The organism is Streptomyces sp. NPDC005408, from assembly GCF_040606445.1.
Lineage (GTDB): Bacteria > Actinomycetota > Actinomycetes > Streptomycetales > Streptomycetaceae > Streptomyces.
In genome coordinates this window covers 117,795-133,623 of record NZ_JBEXEX010000006.1, presented here as the reverse complement: position 1 = coordinate 133,623, position 15,829 = coordinate 117,795, and the positions used below count along the sequence as shown (strand labels likewise).

The following is a 15,829-nucleotide window of genomic DNA, read 5'->3' as shown; positions in this document are numbered from 1 at the left end:
AGGAGAACATCACCATGGCCACTGTCACGTTCGACAAGGCAACCCGGATCTACCCGGGCACCGAGAAGCCCGCCGTCGACCAGCTCGAGATCGAGACCCAGGACGGCGAATTCCTCGTCCTCGTCGGCCCCTCCGGCTGCGGCAAGTCGACCTCCCTGCGCATGCTCGCCGGTCTCGAGGACGTCAACGCCGGCTCCATCCGCATCGGTGACCGCGATGTCACGCACCTGCCGCCCAAGGACCGGGACATCGCCATGGTGTTCCAGAACTACGCGCTCTACCCGCACATGTCCGTCGCCGACAACATGGGCTTCGCCCTGAAGATCGCTGGCATCAACAAGAGCGAGATCCGCAAGAAGGTCGAAGAGGCCGCGAAGATCCTCGACCTCAGCGAGTACCTGGACCGCAAGCCCAAGGCGCTCTCCGGGGGTCAGCGTCAGCGTGTCGCCATGGGGCGCGCCATCGTGCGTGAGCCGCAGGTCTTCCTCATGGACGAGCCGCTGTCGAACCTCGACGCGAAGCTGCGTGTCTCGACCCGTACGCAGATCGCCAGCCTCCAGCGGCGTCTCGGCATCACGACGGTGTACGTGACGCACGACCAGGTCGAGGCCATGACCATGGGTGACCGTGTCGCAGTCCTCAAGGACGGTCTGCTGCAGCAGGTGGACTCGCCGCGCAACATGTACGACCGCCCGGCGAACCTCTTCGTCGCGGGCTTCATCGGTTCCCCGGCCATGAACCTCGTCGAGGTTCCGATCACGGACGGCGGCGTGAAGTTCGGCAACAGTGTCGTCCCGGTCTCGCGTGAGGCGTTGTCCGCCGCCGCGGACAAGGGCGACACCACCGTCACGGTCGGTGTGCGTCCCGAGCACTTCGACGTGGTCGAGCACAACGGCGCGGCCGCGAAGTCCCTCTCGAAGGACACCGAGGACGCTCCGGCCGGTCTCGCCGTCTCGGTGAACGTCGTCGAGGAGCTCGGCGCCGACGGTTACGTCTACGGTTCCGCGCAGGTCGGCGGCGAGCACAAGGACCTCGTTGTCCGTGTCGGCGGCCGCTCCGTCCCGGACAAGGGTGCCGAGCTGCATGTCGTGCCGCGTCCGGGTGAGATCCACGTGTTCTCGACCTCGACGGGCGAGCGTCTCAGCGGCTGACCCGGTCGCAGGACCCCAATTCGCCGGAACGGCCCCGCAGTTCGCTGCGGGGCCGTTTTCGTATGTCGACAAATACCCCGGCACTCCCCGGCACATCGGTCATTTCAGGCGCATTTCGAGCCTGTACGTCAACGCCCGATTCGAAACGCCGCATCGAACCATCACCCGCCCGAGTGACTAAATGTCGCCAAATCATCACTGACCGCTACGCTCGCTCGCGTGACCCACACAGCCCGCCGAATCGGCCGCACTCTCGCCCTCGTTCTGCCCGTCGTCCTGGTGCTCTCCGGAACCCTCGCGGTCACCAGCGTCCCGTGGGCAGGGCACAACACCGACTCGCAGATGCTCACCGCGTCCTCGGAGAATGTCTCCGTACGCGCCAAGCCCCGTGCCCCGCAGGACATCCTGCGCGACCGGCTGCTCACCGAACTCCAGGAGAAGGACGCGGGCACCGCCCTCACCGACCTCCAGCGCGCCGTCGAGGAGCGCCCGTCGCTCGCCAGGCACTGCATGTCGATCGCCCGCGCACTCGGCCGCGCCGCCGTCGTCCGGTACGGGCCCACGCGCGCCCAGAGCTACTCCCGTCCCGTCTGCGACACGTCCTTCGCGAGCGGCGTCTCCCGGCAGACACAGGGGAGCTGACCGCGGGGCCACGCCCCGCGCCGCATATCGTTCACGGCATGCATACGCCTACGTATCCGACGCAGGCCGTGGTCCTGGCGGGCGGCCAGGGCTCGCGGCTGCGCCCGTACACCGACGACCGCCCCAAGCCGATGGTCGAGATCCCGGGGACCGGGACCCCGATCATCGGCCATCAGCTTGCCTGGCTGGCCGCCGAGGGCGTGACCGACGCCGTCGTCTCCTGCGGTCATCTCGCCGAGGTTCTGCAGCAGTGGCTGGAGAGCGCCGATCTGCCGCTCCGGGTCACGACCGTCGTCGAGACGGAGCCGCTCGGCCGCGGCGGCGGCCTCAAGTACGCCGCCGCCCGCCTCCCGCACCCGGACCAGCCCTGGTACGCCACCAACGGCGACATCTGGACCCGCTTCTCGCTGCGCGAGATGGCCGCCTTCCACGGCGAGCGGGACGCCATTGCCACGCTTGCTCTCGCCCGTCCCCGGATCCCCTGGGGAGCCGTCGAGACGGACGCCTTCGGTCACATCACGGACTTCATCGAGTCCCCGCCGTCGCCGTATCTCATCAACGCGGGTGTGTACGTCTTCTCCGCGGCCTTCACAGAGCTGCTGCCGGACAAGGGCGACCACGAGCGCACCACCTTCCCCCGTCTCGCGCGTGAGCGCCGCCTGGCCGGTTTCCCGCTGCCTCAGGGCGCGTACTGGCGGGCGATCGACACCGCCAAGGATCTGACCGAGGCCGCCAAGGAGCTTGCCGCGCAGGCGCGTTGACAGGCCGGCTGACGAGCCCCGTAGTGCAGTCCCCAGCGAAAGGGGCGGCCACCGTTTTCACGGTGGCCGCCCCTTTTCGGCGTCCTCTTCGTCGTACGCGTACTCAGCCGAGCAGGCCGCCGATCACCCGGCCGCCGCCCGAGCCGCCGCTGCCGCCACCGGAGCCGTCCCCGCCCCCTGAGCCGCCGCCGCTGCCGGTACCGCCGCTGGACGAGGGGCCGGAGCTGCTGGACGGCGGCTGTGCCGGCTCGGACTGTCCCGGCGGCCTCTGGCCCGTGCCCTGCGTCTGGCTCGGCTGGTCGCCGATCGTGCCGGTCTCGCGGACCCTCTCCTTGGAGGGCGTCGCCTTCTCGGCCTTGGGGGTGTGGCTCTCGGACGGCGACGGTGTGCCGTTGTCTCCGCGTGTGCCCGACGAGCTGCGCTCGCTGGGCTCCTGCGGCAGTGGGGACCCGGGGAGGTGGTTGGTCGGGTCCTGGTTCGGCCCCGGCACGGTCACCATGTCCGAGGAGCGCACGGCCCCGCCGAGCAGGGAGCCGATCAGCAGGGTGAGGCCGACCACGACGGAGGCGACGACCGTGCCGCGCCGCAGCACGCGCCGCCGCAGCTCCCACAGTTCCGAGCGCGGGCCGAGCTTGCGCCAGGCCTCGCCGGCGAGCCGCCCGTCGATGGAGTAGACCGGGGCACCCGCGATGATCAGCGGGGACCAGGCGGCAAGATAGATGATGTCGGGCGCGTCGTACGCCGGGACGGTCTTCCAGCTCACGGTCAGGATCAGCGCCGCCGACAGCAGCGCGCCGATGACCGCCGCGACCCGCTGCCAGAGGCCGAGCACCGTGAGGACGCCGACGACGACCTGGAGGAAGGCGACGGTGAGGCCCGCCCCGACGGGGTGGGACAGCGCGAAGTCGCGCAGCGGTTCGGAGAGTCCCCACGGTTGCAGGGAGTGGAGCCATTTCACCATCGAGCCGCGTTCGCCGCCGTCGAAGTAGACGGGGTCGCAGAGCTTGCCCATTCCGGCGTAGATGGAGATGAAGCCGAGGAACACCCGCAGTGGCAGCAGTACGACGCCGAGGTTCATGCGCCGCCCTGGGTAGTAGGCGTGCCGCACCGCGTCTGCGCCGTGCCGCTGGGCGGGGCTCTCGCCGTCGCCGCCCGCCTCGAACTCCTCGTCCTCGTAGGGCTCCTGGCCGTAGGAGTGGTACGAGTCGTACGCGCCGACGGCCTGCCGCATGGGGGGCAGCAGCGGCCTGCCGGAGCCGCCGGACCCGGGCCCTCCGACGACGGGCGTCCGCGCGGTGTCGGTCGCAAGGTCGGCGGCCAGGTCGATCCGCGGGATCACCTGCGTCGCGCCGGTGTCGAAGGCTCCGCCGTCGTAGGTGCCGGTGTCGAAGGAGTCGAAGGTGTCGCGCTCCGCGGTGGAGTTGCGTACGGCCTGGAGCAGGCCGGTCGCGCCGACGTCCCCCGGCGCCGACCTGCCGCTCCACACAACGGGCGCCCGCCGCCGCATCGCCGCGCCGGCTCCGCCGGCGACGGGGATCCGTGAGGTGTCCGCCAGGGCACGTGCGGGGCGCGGGCTCTGAGCGAGCTGCACCCGGAAGCTGGCGTGGTTCACGATGACCTGCGCAGGATCGCAGTCCACCTTGACCATGCTCAGCGCAGGCTGATCATCGAACCCGGGCGAGGGCGTTCTGGTGTCCACACTCATCTAACCGAGTGACTTGTGTTTAGGACACTGCCCCGAAGGGCCCTATCTGTCCGAGACCCGTCAAGGCCCGTTCGTCAAGGGGCCGCCCGATCTTGAGCGATGCGTCAATTCGTATGACGATCACGGGAGTTGGCAGCAGAATGTGACTCCGCTGCGACAGAGGGGGATCACCAGTGACCGACCGGGTCGAGTCCGCGCGGGCAAGCAATCAACTCACTTTCGGGGACCTCACCGACTATCCCGTGATGGCTCAGGCCCTGGACAACCAGTGGCTGCCGCCGGACCTGGCGGCCGGTCAGCAACGCGCGCACGCCACAAAGGGCAGTACGCCCAAGGCCGTTGCCGCCGCCTCCGCCGAGCTGCGCCGCTCGCTCGTCAACAGCGGCACGCTCGTGGTCAATCGCGCGTACCTCCTCACCAACGAGGCGCTCTACCGCAACTACCGCCCCGGCATCGAGCCCGCCGAGCACGAGGCCTTCGTACGGCTGCTCAACGACCGCGCTCTGGTCCCCTACCTCTACCGGGAACGGGACCCCGGCGAGGAGTACGCGTGGAGCAAGGACAAGCACGTGCAGCAGTCGTGGCGGCGGCTGCTGGCTGACGAGGCTGAGCCCGCGTGCGTCCGGTTCGACTGGGACGACGACACCAACAAGGAAGAGACCGAGAAGGTCAGCAACTACTTCTCGACGAGCCTGTCCACTCTGCGCCGTCTGAAGATCCCGCAGCTCGCCAAAGACCTCGGCATCGCGCAGGAGCGTGCCAGGGCGCTGCGCGAGGGGCTCCTCAAGGACATCTACGACTGGGCCGGCGATCAGGATCCCGACAAGGACATCACTCGCAACGCCGTCTACCAGCAGTTCCTCTGCCGTCCTGGGACCGAACCGCACGAGCAGCTGCTGCGGGAGGGGGAACAGGTGCTCCCCGCCAAGCAGTTGATCGACCTGCTGTACAGCGTCGGCGTGCCCAAGGCCAGCGGTCTGATCGCGCTGACCCCGCCCGATTCGCCCGCACGCAGCGCCCTGCAGGAGCTGGGCGAGGCGGAGCGGTCCCCGGTGGCCGACCCCGAGGCGCTCGGCAGACTGCTGCGCGACGTCTTCGCCGACGCCCTGAACCGGGCCGTGGACGGGCCCAACTCCTATGCCGGTCTTGGCCTTTCCGACATCACGAAGCTGCGCCGCGAAGAGGAGTGGCGCGCGTACATCGATGCGCTCAACGGCTTCGTCCGGGGTGGCTTCGCGCACGGACGTGTCCCCGATCCGGAAGGCTTCACCGGCGCCACCTCCGAAATCGCCGAACTGCACGCGAAGATGCTGCGCAAGGCGCGGAAGATCAGCCGCTCCGGGGAGGGTTTCCAGCGTGACATCGGGGTTGCCCTCGTCCTCGAGTCGGCGGGCATCTCGCTCCAGCTCGCGGGCGACGGAGTGTCGCTGCTGTCGGGGTCGATCCAGCTGGCGAGCGCGGGCCTCGGCGCGCTGGTCGTCCGTCTGGTGTTCACGGACAGGGGCAGCAGCCTGCGCAGCGGGCTCGGACACAGCGTGACATTTCCTGCCCTCAGGCTGGGCAGTGTGAAGCGGGACTGGGAAACGCTGCTCGGCGCGTACGGCGAACGGATCACGGAGGTCGGCGCCCTGCCGCGTGGGAACCAGGCCGACCAGCAGATACCCGACGCACCGTAGAAGGACCACCATGGACACGTACGACCGGCTGCGAACCGAGCGCCCCGAGCTCTTCGTCAATCCGCCCGGCGGCATCGAGATCCTGACCGATCCGGCGTCGGTCGCGGCCGCGGGCGGTGTGGTCTACGAGGACCCGTATGTGATGCTCCTGCGCGATCCGGTCAGGTTCCCGGACGGCAGGACCGGTACGTACATCCGCTCGATCGGCACCACCGCGGAGCCGGGCTGTGTGGTGCTTCCGCTGCTCGACGGCGAGGTGGTGCTGGTCGAGCACTTCCGGCACGCGACCCGCTCGTGGCTGTGGGAGGTGCCGCGCGGCTTCGGCACGAGCGGGCTCGGCGGCGAGCAGAACGCCGCGAAGGAGTTGCGGGAGGAGATCGGCGCGGGTGTGCGGGAGCTGATTCCGCTCGGCGCCATCCACCCCGACGCGGGGGCACTGGGCGACCGTGTCCTGCTGTATGCCGCCCGGATCGACGCCATCGGCGACCTGGCGCACGGTGAGGGCATCCGGAGCACGCTCACCCTGCCGTTCGCCGAGGCGGAGGAGATGGTGGGCGACGGCCGGATCATGGACGCGTTCACCATCGCCGTGCTCAGCCGCGCGAGGCTCGCGGGCCTGGCGGACGTCGCCGGCTGACAACACGCCGGAAGGCTCACCCCGGGGGCGTACAGGGCCCCCGGGCCCGGATCATACGCGCCGCTCGGCCGCCTCGGGCCCCTCTTCTGCCGCCCTCACACGGCTCGGCCCTGGGCGCCTCCCCGGCTTCGGGACGGCAGCGCCCGCCTCCGGCCGCCGAGCGAACCGTCAGACGCGCCGCTTGGCCGCCTCGTACAGCACCACACCGGCCGCGACGCCCGCGTTCAGCGACTCCGCGCCGCCCGGCATCGGGATGCGGACGAGGTAGTCGCAGGTCTCGCCGACCAGACGGGACAGGCCCTTGCCCTCGCTGCCGACCACGATGACGACCGGGCCGCCGAGCGCTTCGAGGTCGCCGACCTCGTGCTCGCCGTCCGCCGCGAGGCCGACGACCACAAGGCCAGCCTTCTGGTACGACTCCAGGGCGCGGGTCAGATTGGTCGCGCGGGCGACCGGGGTGCGGGCGGCCGTGCCCGCCGAGGTCTTCCACGCGCCGGCCGTCATGCCCGCGGCCCGGCGCTCCGGCACGACCACACCGTGGCCGCCGAACGCGGACACGGAGCGGACGACGGCACCCAGGTTGCGCGGGTCGGTCACGCCGTCGAGCGCGACGATCAGCGGGTCCTCGCCGTCGTCGAAGGCGGCGGCCGCGAGGTCTTCGGGGTGCGCGTACTCGTACGGCGGGACCTGGAGGACCAGGCCCTGGTGGTTGAGCCCGTTGGTCATCCGGTCGAGCTCGGGGCGCGGCGCCTCCATGATGTTGATGTTGCCGCGTCCGGTGGCGAGCTGGAGCGCCTCACGCACCCGCTCGTCGTTGTCGATGAACTGCTGGACGTAGAGCGTCGAGGCGGGCACGCCGTCGCGCAGCGCCTCGAAGACGGGGTTGCGGCCGACGACCATCTCGGACGTGCCCTTGCCGCCGCGGCGGGCGACGGGGCGGCGCGCGGTGGTCTTCTTGGCCTGTGCGTTGGCGATGCGGTTCTTCTTGTGACCCTTGCGGGCGGAGGCGGGCGGTGTCGGGCCCTTGCCCTCGAGGCTGCGGCGTCGCTTGCCACCGCTGCCGACCTGCGCGCCCTTCTTGTTGGACGTGCGGCGGTTCCTGCGCTGGCTGTTCCCGGCCATGACTACCTGTTTCCTGAAGCTTTCGAATGCGTACGTACGTAAGAAAGTGTGCCGCCCGGGGACCCGGGCGGCACATTGTGGCCGGTCAGCGCGGTCCGAGCGTCCAGCGCGGGCCTTCCGGGCTGTCCTCGATGACCAGGCCCGACTGCTGCAGCTGGTCGCGGATGGCGTCGGCGGTCGCCCAGTCCTTGCGGGCCCGGGCCGACTCGCGCTGCTGGAGCACCAGCCGGACCAGGGTGTCGACGACGCCGTGCAGGTCTTCGCCGCGGTCGGCCTCGCCCGCCCAGTGTTCGTCGAGGGGGTCCAGGCCGAGGACGCCGAGCATGGCCCGCACCTCGGCGAGGCGGGCGACGGCGGCTTCCTTGTCGTCGGCTGCCAGTGCGGAGTTCCCCTGGCGGACCGTGGTGTGGATGATCGCGAGGGCCTGCGGGACGCCCAGGTCGTCGTCCATCGCCTCGGCGAAGGCGGGCGGCACCTCGGCGGCGGGCTCGACGACTCCCCCTGCCTTCTCGACCACGCGCTGGACGAAGCCCTCGATCCGCGCGAAGGCGGACTCGGCCTCGCGCAGGGCCTCCTCGCTGTACTCGATCATCGAGCGGTAGTGCGGCGTACCGAGGTAGTAGCGCAGCACGATGGGGCGCCAGTGCTTGACCATCTCGGAGACGAGCACCGAGTTGCCGAGCGACTTGGACATCTTCTCGCCGCTCATGGTGACCCAGGCGTTGTGCACCCAGTACTTCGCGAAGTCGTCGCCGAAGGCCTTGGCCTGGGCGATCTCGTTCTCGTGGTGCGGGAAGATCAGGTCGAGTCCGCCGCCGTGGATGTCGAAGGCCTCGCCCAGGTACTTGTGCGCCATCGCCGAGCACTCCAGGTGCCAGCCGGGACGGCCGCGGCCCCAGGGCGTCTCCCAGCTCGGCTCTCCGGGCTTGGCGGCCTTCCACATGGCGAAGTCGCGCTGGTCGCGCTTGCCGGTCTCGCCCTCCCCGGAGGGCTGGAGCAGATTGTCCAGCTCCTGGTTGGACAGCTTCAGATAGCCGGGGAAGGAGCGCACGTCGAAGTAGACGTTGCCGTCGGCCTCGTAGGCGTGTCCGCGCTCGATGAGGCCGCGCATCATCTCGACCATCTCGGGGACGTGGCCGGTGGCGCGCGGTTCGTACGTGGGCGGCAGGCAGCCGAGGGTGTCGTAGCCGTCGTTGAAGGCGCGCTCGTTCTCGTAGCCGATCGCCCACCAGGGGCGGTTCTGCTCGGCCGACTTGGCGATGATCTTGTCGTCGATGTCCGTGACATTGCGGATGAAGGTCACGTCATAGCCGCGGTGGATGAACCAGCGGCGCATGATGTCGAAGTTGAGATACGACCTGACGTGCCCGATGTGCGGCGCCGCCTGCACGGTCGCGCCACACAGGTAGATCGAGACACAACCCGGCATGAGCGGGGTGAAGTCACGGATCTGCCGGGCGCTGGTGTCGTACAGGCGAATGGTCACGCATCAAGGGTAGTGGCCCGATACCAGTGCCCCGCGACCCTTGTGGAACGCGGGGAGGAGTTTGTGACTTTGTCCGAGCGGGATACGAGGCGGGCACAGGGTTTCCTGGCGACAACTCGCCGCCTGTGCCAGGTATTTCACCCGTCCGTGCTGAACACCAGCGCCGTGGCGATCGCGGCCAATCCTTCCGCCCGTCCCGTCAGACCGAGCCCGTCCGTCGTCGTCCCCGACACGGAGACGGGCGCACCGACCGCCGCGCCCAGCGCCTTCTGGGCCTCGTCGCGCCGCTTGCCGATCTTGGGGCGTACCCCGATGACCTGGACGGCGACATTGCCGATCTCGAAGCCTTCGGCCCGTACGATCCGCGCCGCCTCGGCGAGCAGCGTGACGCCGGAGGCACCGGCCCACTCGGGCCGGGAGGTGCCGAAGTGGGCGCCGAGATCGCCGACGCCGGCCGCCGAGAAGAGCGCGTCGCAGGCGGCGTGGGCGGCGACGTCACCGTCGGAGTGCCCGGCGAGGCCGTCCTCGCCCTCCCACAGGAGTCCGGCGCACCACAGCTCGCGGCCCGCCTCGAAGGCGTGCACGTCCGTGCCGATGCCGATCCGGGGGAAAGGGCTAGAAGCCATCGTTGGCCCTCCTGCGGGCGAGAACCGCCTCGGCGAGTACGAGATCGAGGGGGCGGGTCACCTTGAACGCCTCCTCGTGGCCGGGTACCACCACGACCCGTTCGCCGAGCTGCTCGACCATGCTGGCGTCGTCGGTGACGTTGTCCGTGACGGTCTCGTGGGCACGCAGGAGAGTCTCCAGGTCGAAGCCCTGCGGGGTCTGCACGGCGCGCAGCCTGGCCCGCTCGGGCGTCGCGACGACCAGTTCGGGCGAGCCGTCCGCGCTGGGCTCGACCTCCTTGACGGTGTCGGCGAGGGGCAGCGCGGGCACGACGGCCAGGGCTCCGTCCCGTACGGCCTCGATCACCGCGTCGACCGTGTCGACGGGCACCAGCGGCCGGGCGGCGTCGTGGACCAGCACGGCGTCGATGCCGGGCGGCAGGGCGTCCAGGCCGAGCTTCACGGACTCCTGGCGGGTGTCACCGCCGGGCACGACCAGGAAGTCGGTCCTGTCCGGAAGTGCGTGGTCGGCGAGGAGGGACTTCACTTCGGCGGCACCGTCGGGCGGGGCCACCACGACGACGAGCGAGACGGCACGGGATGCGGCCATGGCTCGTACGGCGTGGATGAGCATGGGCGTGCCGTTCAGCGTACGGAGCGCCTTGGGGGCGCCCGGGCCGAGCCGTACGCCCCGGCCGGCCGCCGGGATCACCGCTGCGGTGCGGAACGGGGGCGATTGGTCTGACATCGGTTGCACTCCGGCAGGTTTGTTTCCTTGGCCGACATGGGTATGGCCACAGCGTGCCGGGCGCGACGCCTTGACCGGACCCTTCCGTGACAACTGGTCTGCGCCAGCCGCCCGGGCCCGGCACACCAAGGGGCAGGGTGCCGTGCTTGCTGAAACGCTGCAAGCAGGGATGGACGAGCAGGTACGGACGGGCAGAGAGACGAACATGCCGCAGCGCCCGGCGACAGGACTGTAATCACAGCATGTCAGCGGGCACCGCGGCACTTTATTGATTCCAACGCCGATGCGTCAGGACGCGAGGACCTCGTCGAGCAGAGCCTCGGCCTTGTCTTCGTTGGTGTTCTCCGCGAGGGCGAGCTCGCTCACCAGGATCTGGCGGGCCTTGGCGAGCATGCGCTTCTCACCAGCGGAAAGCCCACGCTCCCGCTCGCGACGCCACAGGTCACGTACTACTTCGGCGACCTTGATGACATCGCCGGAGGCGAGCTTCTCGAGATTTGCCTTGTAGCGTCGGGACCAGTTCGTCGGCTCTTCTGCATACGGTGCGCGCAGCACCTCGAAGACCCGGTCGAGCCCGTCCTGACCGACCACATCGCGTACGCCTACAAACTCCGCATTGTCCGCCGGCACGCGAACCGTCAAGTCGCCCTGGGCGACCTTGAGCACCAAGTAGGTCTTGTCCACGCCTTTGATCTGGCGAGTTTCGATGGCCTCGATCAGCGCGGCCCCGTGATGGGGATAGACCACGGTGTCGCCAACCTTGAACGTCATGTGACAGGTACCCCTTCCGTGGCTATCCAGGGTAACACGGATACGGCTTCTTCTGAATGGCGTTTTCGCAGGTCAGGGCATATCTCGGGGCTTGACAACAGCAACACGAACGTGCTGCGGGCGGCTTCCGGAAGGGGGTATTCGCAGGTCGGAGCGGCTGCGCGGGCGGACAGAAACGCGCACGTTACACCCGGCACAACCCCCTCCGAGGAGGCCGAACGTCCCGGTTTGCCGGGTTCCAAGCGGTGAACTTCCCGTACTCCGTTCGGCGGTCGGTCACCCGTACGGACGGATCCGCCGTCGAATCCGGAATTGATCACCGAGAAGTATTCGGTAAGGAATGTGTGGTGGCCCCGGGAATTGATCACTCTGGTTATGTGAACGGCGTACGAAAGAGCAAGATCGCACCGACCGGGCACGCCGGGGCCGGGAGCGGCGGCAGGCAGCGGCCGGTGAAGGGGCGGGTCGGGTGCGGGGCGGGCGCGGGCGCTCGGTAACCTAAGCGCGAACTGACACGGGCTTAGCGATCTGCATGCCGGTTTCACGCCAGTTCAACAGCCTGTCCGTAGCCAGTCCGTACGTCCAAGGAGATGCCGCCGCCGTGAGCCGCAGCCTTCGACGCGGCGCCCTCGCCGCTACTGCCATCGTGTTCTCGATCGCCTCGCTCTCCGCATGCGGTGCAGGCATGGACGCGCAGACCCTCGGCGTCCGGCCCGACAATGCCGCGACGACGGTCGACACCATCAAGATCCAGAACGCTGCGGTGATCACGCAGCCGACGGCGGACGCGGAAGGCCCAGCGGTCGTCTCCGCGACGGTCTTCAACACCGGCTCCGAGCCGCAGACGCTCGACGCGATCACGCTGCCGGGGCTGAGCGCCCCGGTGAAGCTGTCCGCCGCGAAGGGCTCGGGCTCGATCACCGTTCCGGCGCTGGGCTCGATCATCATCGGCGGCGCGGGGAACGCGTCCGCGGTGATCGAGAAGGGTCAGGGGGTGTCGAAGAACACCGGAGGCGTGCAGGACGTCCTCTTCCGCTTCAGCGACACCGGTGACGTGAAGATGCAGGCGCTCGTCGTCCCCGCGAAGAGCTACTTCGAGGGCTACGGGCCGAGCACGCTGCCCAAGCCCCCGGAGAAGCCGTCGCAGGAGCCCACCGGCACGCCGTCCGGCACCCCGTCGGGTTCGGCCACGGGCCAGGCGGGCGAGCCGGGCAACGGCCGGTCGGGGGAGCCGGGCACTCCGTCGGACTCCGCGTCGGCGTCGAACAGCGCGGGCCACTGACACGTATGAGGGCGCCCCGCCAGAGAAGTTCTGGCGGGGCGCCCTCATGTCGTTCCGGGCCCGTCGTTCTGGGCCGGTTTACGGCTCGAACTTGTAGCCCAACCCGCGAACCGTCACCAGATAACGCGGCGCACCCGGGTCCGGCTCGATCTTGGCGCGGAGGCGCTTGACGTGGACGTCCAGCGTCTTGGTGTCGCCCACGTAGTCCGCGCCCCAGACGCGGTCGATCAGCTGCATGCGGGTCAGCACCCGGCCCGCGTTGCGCAGCAGCATCTCCAGCAGGTCGAACTCCTTCAGCGGGAGGTCGACCTTCCCGCCCGAGACCGTGACGACGTGGCGGTCCACGTCCATCCGGACCGGGCCCGCCTCCAGGGCCGCCGGGGTGACCTCCTCCGGCTCGCCGCGGCGGCGCAGGACCGCGCGGATGCGGGCGACCAGTTCCCGCGAGGAGAAGGGCTTGGTGACGTAGTCGTCGGCTCCTATTTCCAGCCCGACGACCTTGTCGATCTCACTGTCCTTGGCGGTCACCATGATCACCGGGACGTTCGAGCGGCCGCGCAGCTGGCGGCACACCTCGGTACCCGGCAGCCCGGGCAGCATCAGGTCGAGGAGGACGAGGTCGGCGCCATTGCGCTCGAACTCGTCGAGCCCCTCGGGCCCCGTGGTCGCGATGGCGACCTCGAAGCCTTCCTTGCGGAGCATGTAGGACAGGGCGTCGCTGAATGATTCCTCATCCTCGACGACGAGCACTCGGGTCACGGAAGGACCTCCGGGGCAGGAATTTCGCTGTTCGGATCGGTGTCGTAAGGCCGGTCGTCGTCCTCGTCGACGCGATCCGGTCCGGTGGTTGAACGGTCCCGCACGGCCCCCGCTTCGGGAAGCCGCAGGGTGAAGGTGGAGCCCTGACCCTCGGAGCTCCAGACCGTGACTTCCCCGCCGTGCGAGGCGGCCACGTGTTTGACGATAGCCAGTCCCAGGCCGGTGCCCCCGGTGGCCCGGGACCGGGCGGGGTCGACGCGGTAGAACCGCTCGAAGACCCGCTCGCGGTCCTTCTCCGAGATGCCGATGCCCTGGTCGGTGACGGCGATCTCGATGAGATCGCCGCCGGGCGCGGCCACACGGCGAGCTGATATCCCGACCCGGGTGCGGGCCGGGGAGTAGTTGACGGCGTTCTCGACGAGGTTGCCGAGGGCCGCTGCGAGCTGGCCGCGGTTGCCCCAGATGTGCAGGGCGGCGGTGCCTCCCCCGGAGCCTTGAGCCTGGGAGGTACCCCCGACGGCCATCGTGATCTGTTTGGTGGACGCGGGATGCCGGGATCTGTCGATGGCTTCGGCGATCAGTTCGTCCACACGTACTGGTTCGGCGTCCTCCAGCGGGTCGTCGTTCTGCACCCGGGAGAGGTCGATGAGCTCCTGTACGAGATTGGTGAGCCGGGTCGCCTCGATCTGCATACGGCCGGCGAAGCGCTCCACCGCTTCGGGGTCGTCCGAGGCGTCCATGACCGCCTCGGAGAGCAGGGAGAGCGCGCCGACCGGGGTCTTGAGCTCATGGCTGACGTTGGCGACGAAGTCGCGCCGTACCGCTTCTATCCGGCGGGCCTCGGTGAGGTCCTCGACGAGGAGCAGTACGAGCCGGGAGCCGAGGGGGGCCACCCGGGCGGAGACGGCGAGTGCCTCGCCGCGGCCGGTGCCGCGCCGGGGCAGATCGAGTTCGACCTGCCGTATCTCGCCGTCACGACGCGTGTCGCGTGCCATGTGCAGCATCGGTTCGACGGCGAGTTTTCCGCCGCGTACCAGACCGAGGGCGTACGCCGCGGAGCTGGCCTTGACGACGGAGTCGCTCTCGTCGAGGACGACCGCGGAGGATCGGAGCACGGACAGGACGGTGTCGACGCCGGGCGGCAGCACGGCGTCTGTGTGCAGGGAGGTGCGGGTGGGTCGCGCCTGGTCGCGTTCGCTCCAGCGGAACGCCAGCATGGCGATGACACCGGTGCACAACCCGGCGATCGCTGCCGCTGCGGCGACCGCCGCGTTCACGTCCATGCATCCAGGTTATGCGTGGCCAGGGAGATGCTCCCAGCCAAACGGGTGGCTCCTCGAACAGTCGTCGCCCAGAGTTCACCAAGGGGATAGGGCTGATTCACTTCCGGTGGAGCATCCGGACTTGTAACGGACAGAACGTGGGAGCGTGGGGGTCCAAGGCCCCACCCGGACCCCCCGGTCGTATCAAGAGAGGGACACCCCATGCGGGACGCGTACCACGAGGAACTGGACTCGATCGGCGAGGGCCTGGTCGAGATGGCCCGGCTGGTCGGGTCGGCGATCGGGCGCGCCACCACGGCCATGCTCGACGCCGATCTCAAGCTCGCCGAGAGTGTGATCGCCGCCGACCAGAAGGTCGACGATCTGCAGCACGACCTGGAGGCACGGGCGATCGCGCTGCTGGCCCGGCAGCAGCCGGTCGCGACGGATCTGCGGATCGTGGTGACCTCCCTGCGGATGAGCGCGGACCTGGAGCGCTCCGGCGACCTGGCCCAGCACGTGGCCAAACTGGCCCGGCTCCGCTTCCCCGCCACGGCCGTGCCGAGCGATCTGCACGCCACCATCCTGGAGATGGGGCAGCTGGCGCAGCGGCTGATGGCCAAGGCGGCAGAGGTGATCATCACCAAGGACGTCGACCTGGCGCTCCAGCTGGAGACGGACGACGACGAGATGGACCTGCTGCACCGCACGCTCTTCCAGCACCTGATGGACGACCGCTGGAAGCACGGCATCGAGACGGCCGTGGACGTGACACTGCTCGGCCGCTACTACGAGCGCTTCGCCGACCACGCCGTGTCGGTGGCGAAGCGGGTCGTCTATCTGGTGACAGGCGAGCACGCGGACGAGATCCAGCCGCCGACGGCGGTCGAGGGCGCGTAGCTCCCTGCGGGGCGCGCGGTATGCCTCCGAGCGCCGTTGATGCGCCCGCAGAAGCGGGCATGCAATGGGCAGAGGCGGCACATCTCGTACGCCCATGAGGAGGGACCCATGGCCGAATCCCCCACGACCGACCTTCAGCAGGAAGCGCCTGCCGAAGTGGTGTTCCTGCCCGTGCTCGGCGCCTGCGGCTGCGGCTCGGGCTGTGGTTGCGGGTGCCAGTCGGGCGGACCGTGCCAGTGTGGTGGCTGCTGCGGCTAGCCGATGCTTCGTACGTAAACGAGAGGGCCCCGTCCGACCAGGACGGGGCCCTTCGCGTATGTAC

The 15,829-nt window shown here is 69.5% G+C and carries 15 protein-coding genes; 7 read left to right on the top strand and 8 right to left on the bottom strand.

Features of this window, described 5'->3' with window-relative positions; genetic code table 11:
* Nucleotides 1-14: 14 nt before the first annotated feature.
* The 3 genes from ugpC to ABZS64_RS08675 all read left to right on the top strand — a co-directional run bounded on the left by ugpC (nucleotide 15) and on the right by ABZS64_RS08675 (nucleotide 2,554).
* Nucleotides 15-1,151: a sn-glycerol-3-phosphate ABC transporter ATP-binding protein UgpC gene (gene ugpC / locus ABZS64_RS08685; protein WP_355825089.1), complete on the top strand. Its 1,137-nt coding sequence runs from the start codon at nucleotides 15-17 to the stop codon at nucleotides 1,149-1,151.
* A 219-nt stretch (nucleotides 1,152-1,370) separates the two neighbouring features.
* On the top strand, nucleotides 1,371-1,793 hold the full coding sequence (locus ABZS64_RS08680) for a hypothetical protein (protein WP_355825086.1): 423 nt from the start codon (nucleotides 1,371-1,373) through the stop codon (nucleotides 1,791-1,793).
* A gap of 38 nt (nucleotides 1,794-1,831) precedes the next feature.
* On the top strand, nucleotides 1,832-2,554 hold the full coding sequence (locus ABZS64_RS08675) for a nucleotidyltransferase family protein (RefSeq protein ID WP_355825083.1): 723 nt from the start codon (nucleotides 1,832-1,834) through the stop codon (nucleotides 2,552-2,554).
* 103 nt (nucleotides 2,555-2,657) lie between these two features.
* Here ABZS64_RS08675 and ABZS64_RS08670 read toward each other — a convergent pair whose 3' ends face one another.
* The gene (locus ABZS64_RS08670; RefSeq protein WP_355825414.1) at nucleotides 2,658-4,202 is read right to left on the bottom strand and encodes a DoxX family membrane protein; all 1,545 of its coding nucleotides are present in this window, start codon (nucleotides 4,200-4,202) and stop codon (nucleotides 2,658-2,660) included.
* 230 nt (nucleotides 4,203-4,432) lie between these two features.
* Between ABZS64_RS08670 and ABZS64_RS08665 the strand changes: the two genes are divergently transcribed.
* Both ABZS64_RS08665 and ABZS64_RS08660 read left to right on the top strand, forming a co-directional pair.
* The gene (locus tag ABZS64_RS08665) at nucleotides 4,433-5,935 is read left to right on the top strand and encodes a hypothetical protein (protein ID WP_355825081.1); all 1,503 of its coding nucleotides are present in this window, start codon (nucleotides 4,433-4,435) and stop codon (nucleotides 5,933-5,935) included.
* Between the two features lie 10 nt (nucleotides 5,936-5,945).
* Nucleotides 5,946-6,572: an NUDIX hydrolase gene (locus ABZS64_RS08660; RefSeq protein WP_355825078.1), complete on the top strand. Its 627-nt coding sequence runs from the start codon at nucleotides 5,946-5,948 to the stop codon at nucleotides 6,570-6,572.
* Between the two features lie 168 nt (nucleotides 6,573-6,740).
* Here ABZS64_RS08660 and rlmB read toward each other — a convergent pair whose 3' ends face one another.
* The 5 genes from rlmB to ABZS64_RS08635 form a co-directional block, all read right to left on the bottom strand.
* Nucleotides 6,741-7,694, bottom strand: coding sequence for a 23S rRNA (guanosine(2251)-2'-O)-methyltransferase RlmB (gene rlmB, locus ABZS64_RS08655; RefSeq protein WP_355825075.1), 954 nt, complete (start codon nucleotides 7,692-7,694; stop codon nucleotides 6,741-6,743).
* An 85-nt stretch (nucleotides 7,695-7,779) separates the two neighbouring features.
* Nucleotides 7,780-9,180, bottom strand: a complete 1,401-nt coding sequence (cysS, locus tag ABZS64_RS08650) for a cysteine--tRNA ligase (protein WP_355825072.1) — start codon at nucleotides 9,178-9,180, stop codon at nucleotides 7,780-7,782.
* A gap of 137 nt (nucleotides 9,181-9,317) precedes the next feature.
* Entirely contained in the window at nucleotides 9,318-9,806 is a 489-nt protein-coding gene (ispF, locus tag ABZS64_RS08645; RefSeq protein WP_355825069.1) for a 2-C-methyl-D-erythritol 2,4-cyclodiphosphate synthase, read from the bottom strand.
* Nucleotides 9,796-10,533, bottom strand: a complete 738-nt coding sequence (gene ispD / locus ABZS64_RS08640) for a 2-C-methyl-D-erythritol 4-phosphate cytidylyltransferase (protein ID WP_355825066.1) — start codon at nucleotides 10,531-10,533, stop codon at nucleotides 9,796-9,798. Before ispD ends, ispF begins: the two co-directional genes overlap by 11 nt.
* Nucleotides 10,534-10,821: 288 nt before the next feature.
* Nucleotides 10,822-11,304 (bottom strand): CarD family transcriptional regulator, encoded by a 483-nt coding sequence (locus tag ABZS64_RS08635; protein WP_003953493.1) that lies wholly within the window; start codon nucleotides 11,302-11,304, stop codon nucleotides 10,822-10,824.
* A 601-nt stretch (nucleotides 11,305-11,905) separates the two neighbouring features.
* On the opposite strand from ABZS64_RS08635, the gene ABZS64_RS08630 reads away from it, so the two are divergent.
* Nucleotides 11,906-12,586 carry a DUF461 domain-containing protein gene (locus ABZS64_RS08630; RefSeq protein WP_355825063.1) on the top strand — a complete coding sequence of 227 codons (681 nt, stop codon included), beginning with the start codon at nucleotides 11,906-11,908 and terminating at the stop codon, nucleotides 12,584-12,586.
* 78 nt (nucleotides 12,587-12,664) lie between these two features.
* Here ABZS64_RS08630 and ABZS64_RS08625 read toward each other — a convergent pair whose 3' ends face one another.
* Together ABZS64_RS08625 and ABZS64_RS08620 are read right to left on the bottom strand one after the other, a co-directional pair.
* Complete coding sequence (locus ABZS64_RS08625) at nucleotides 12,665-13,345, bottom strand: response regulator transcription factor (RefSeq protein ID WP_142217884.1); 681 nt, start codon at nucleotides 13,343-13,345, stop codon at nucleotides 12,665-12,667.
* The gene (locus tag ABZS64_RS08620; RefSeq protein WP_355825060.1) at nucleotides 13,342-14,628 is read right to left on the bottom strand and encodes an ATP-binding protein; all 1,287 of its coding nucleotides are present in this window, start codon (nucleotides 14,626-14,628) and stop codon (nucleotides 13,342-13,344) included. Before ABZS64_RS08620 ends, ABZS64_RS08625 begins: the two co-directional genes overlap by 4 nt.
* A 201-nt stretch (nucleotides 14,629-14,829) precedes the next feature.
* Here ABZS64_RS08620 and phoU point away from each other — a divergent pair, with 201 nt between their 5' ends.
* Nucleotides 14,830-15,507 carry a phosphate signaling complex protein PhoU gene (gene phoU, locus ABZS64_RS08615; protein WP_355825057.1) on the top strand — a complete coding sequence of 226 codons (678 nt, stop codon included), beginning with the start codon at nucleotides 14,830-14,832 and terminating at the stop codon, nucleotides 15,505-15,507.
* The last annotated feature ends 322 nt before the right edge of the window (nucleotides 15,508-15,829 follow it).

Excerpts from the sequence above, each read along its gene's own strand:
- ABZS64_RS08675 (WP_355825083.1), top strand. The coding sequence starts at position 1,832 with ATGCATACGCCTACGTATCCGACGCAGGCCGTGGTCCTGGCGGGCGGC.
- ABZS64_RS08635 (WP_003953493.1), bottom strand. The coding sequence starts at position 11,304 with ATGACGTTCAAGGTTGGCGACACCGTGGTCTATCCCCATCACGGGGCC.
- ABZS64_RS08670 (WP_355825414.1), bottom strand. The coding sequence starts at position 4,202 with ATGGTCAAGGTGGACTGCGATCCTGCGCAGGTCATCGTGAACCACGCC.
- ispD (WP_355825066.1), bottom strand. The coding sequence starts at position 10,533 with ATGTCAGACCAATCGCCCCCGTTCCGCACCGCAGCGGTGATCCCGGCG.
- ABZS64_RS08660 (WP_355825078.1), top strand. The coding sequence starts at position 5,946 with ATGGACACGTACGACCGGCTGCGAACCGAGCGCCCCGAGCTCTTCGTC.
- ABZS64_RS08620 (WP_355825060.1), bottom strand. The coding sequence starts at position 14,628 with ATGGACGTGAACGCGGCGGTCGCCGCAGCGGCAGCGATCGCCGGGTTG.
- ispF (WP_355825069.1), bottom strand. The coding sequence starts at position 9,806 with ATGGCTTCTAGCCCTTTCCCCCGGATCGGCATCGGCACGGACGTGCAC.
- ugpC (WP_355825089.1), top strand. The coding sequence starts at position 15 with ATGGCCACTGTCACGTTCGACAAGGCAACCCGGATCTACCCGGGCACC.
- rlmB (WP_355825075.1), bottom strand. The coding sequence starts at position 7,694 with ATGGCCGGGAACAGCCAGCGCAGGAACCGCCGCACGTCCAACAAGAAG.
- phoU (WP_355825057.1), top strand. The coding sequence starts at position 14,830 with ATGCGGGACGCGTACCACGAGGAACTGGACTCGATCGGCGAGGGCCTG.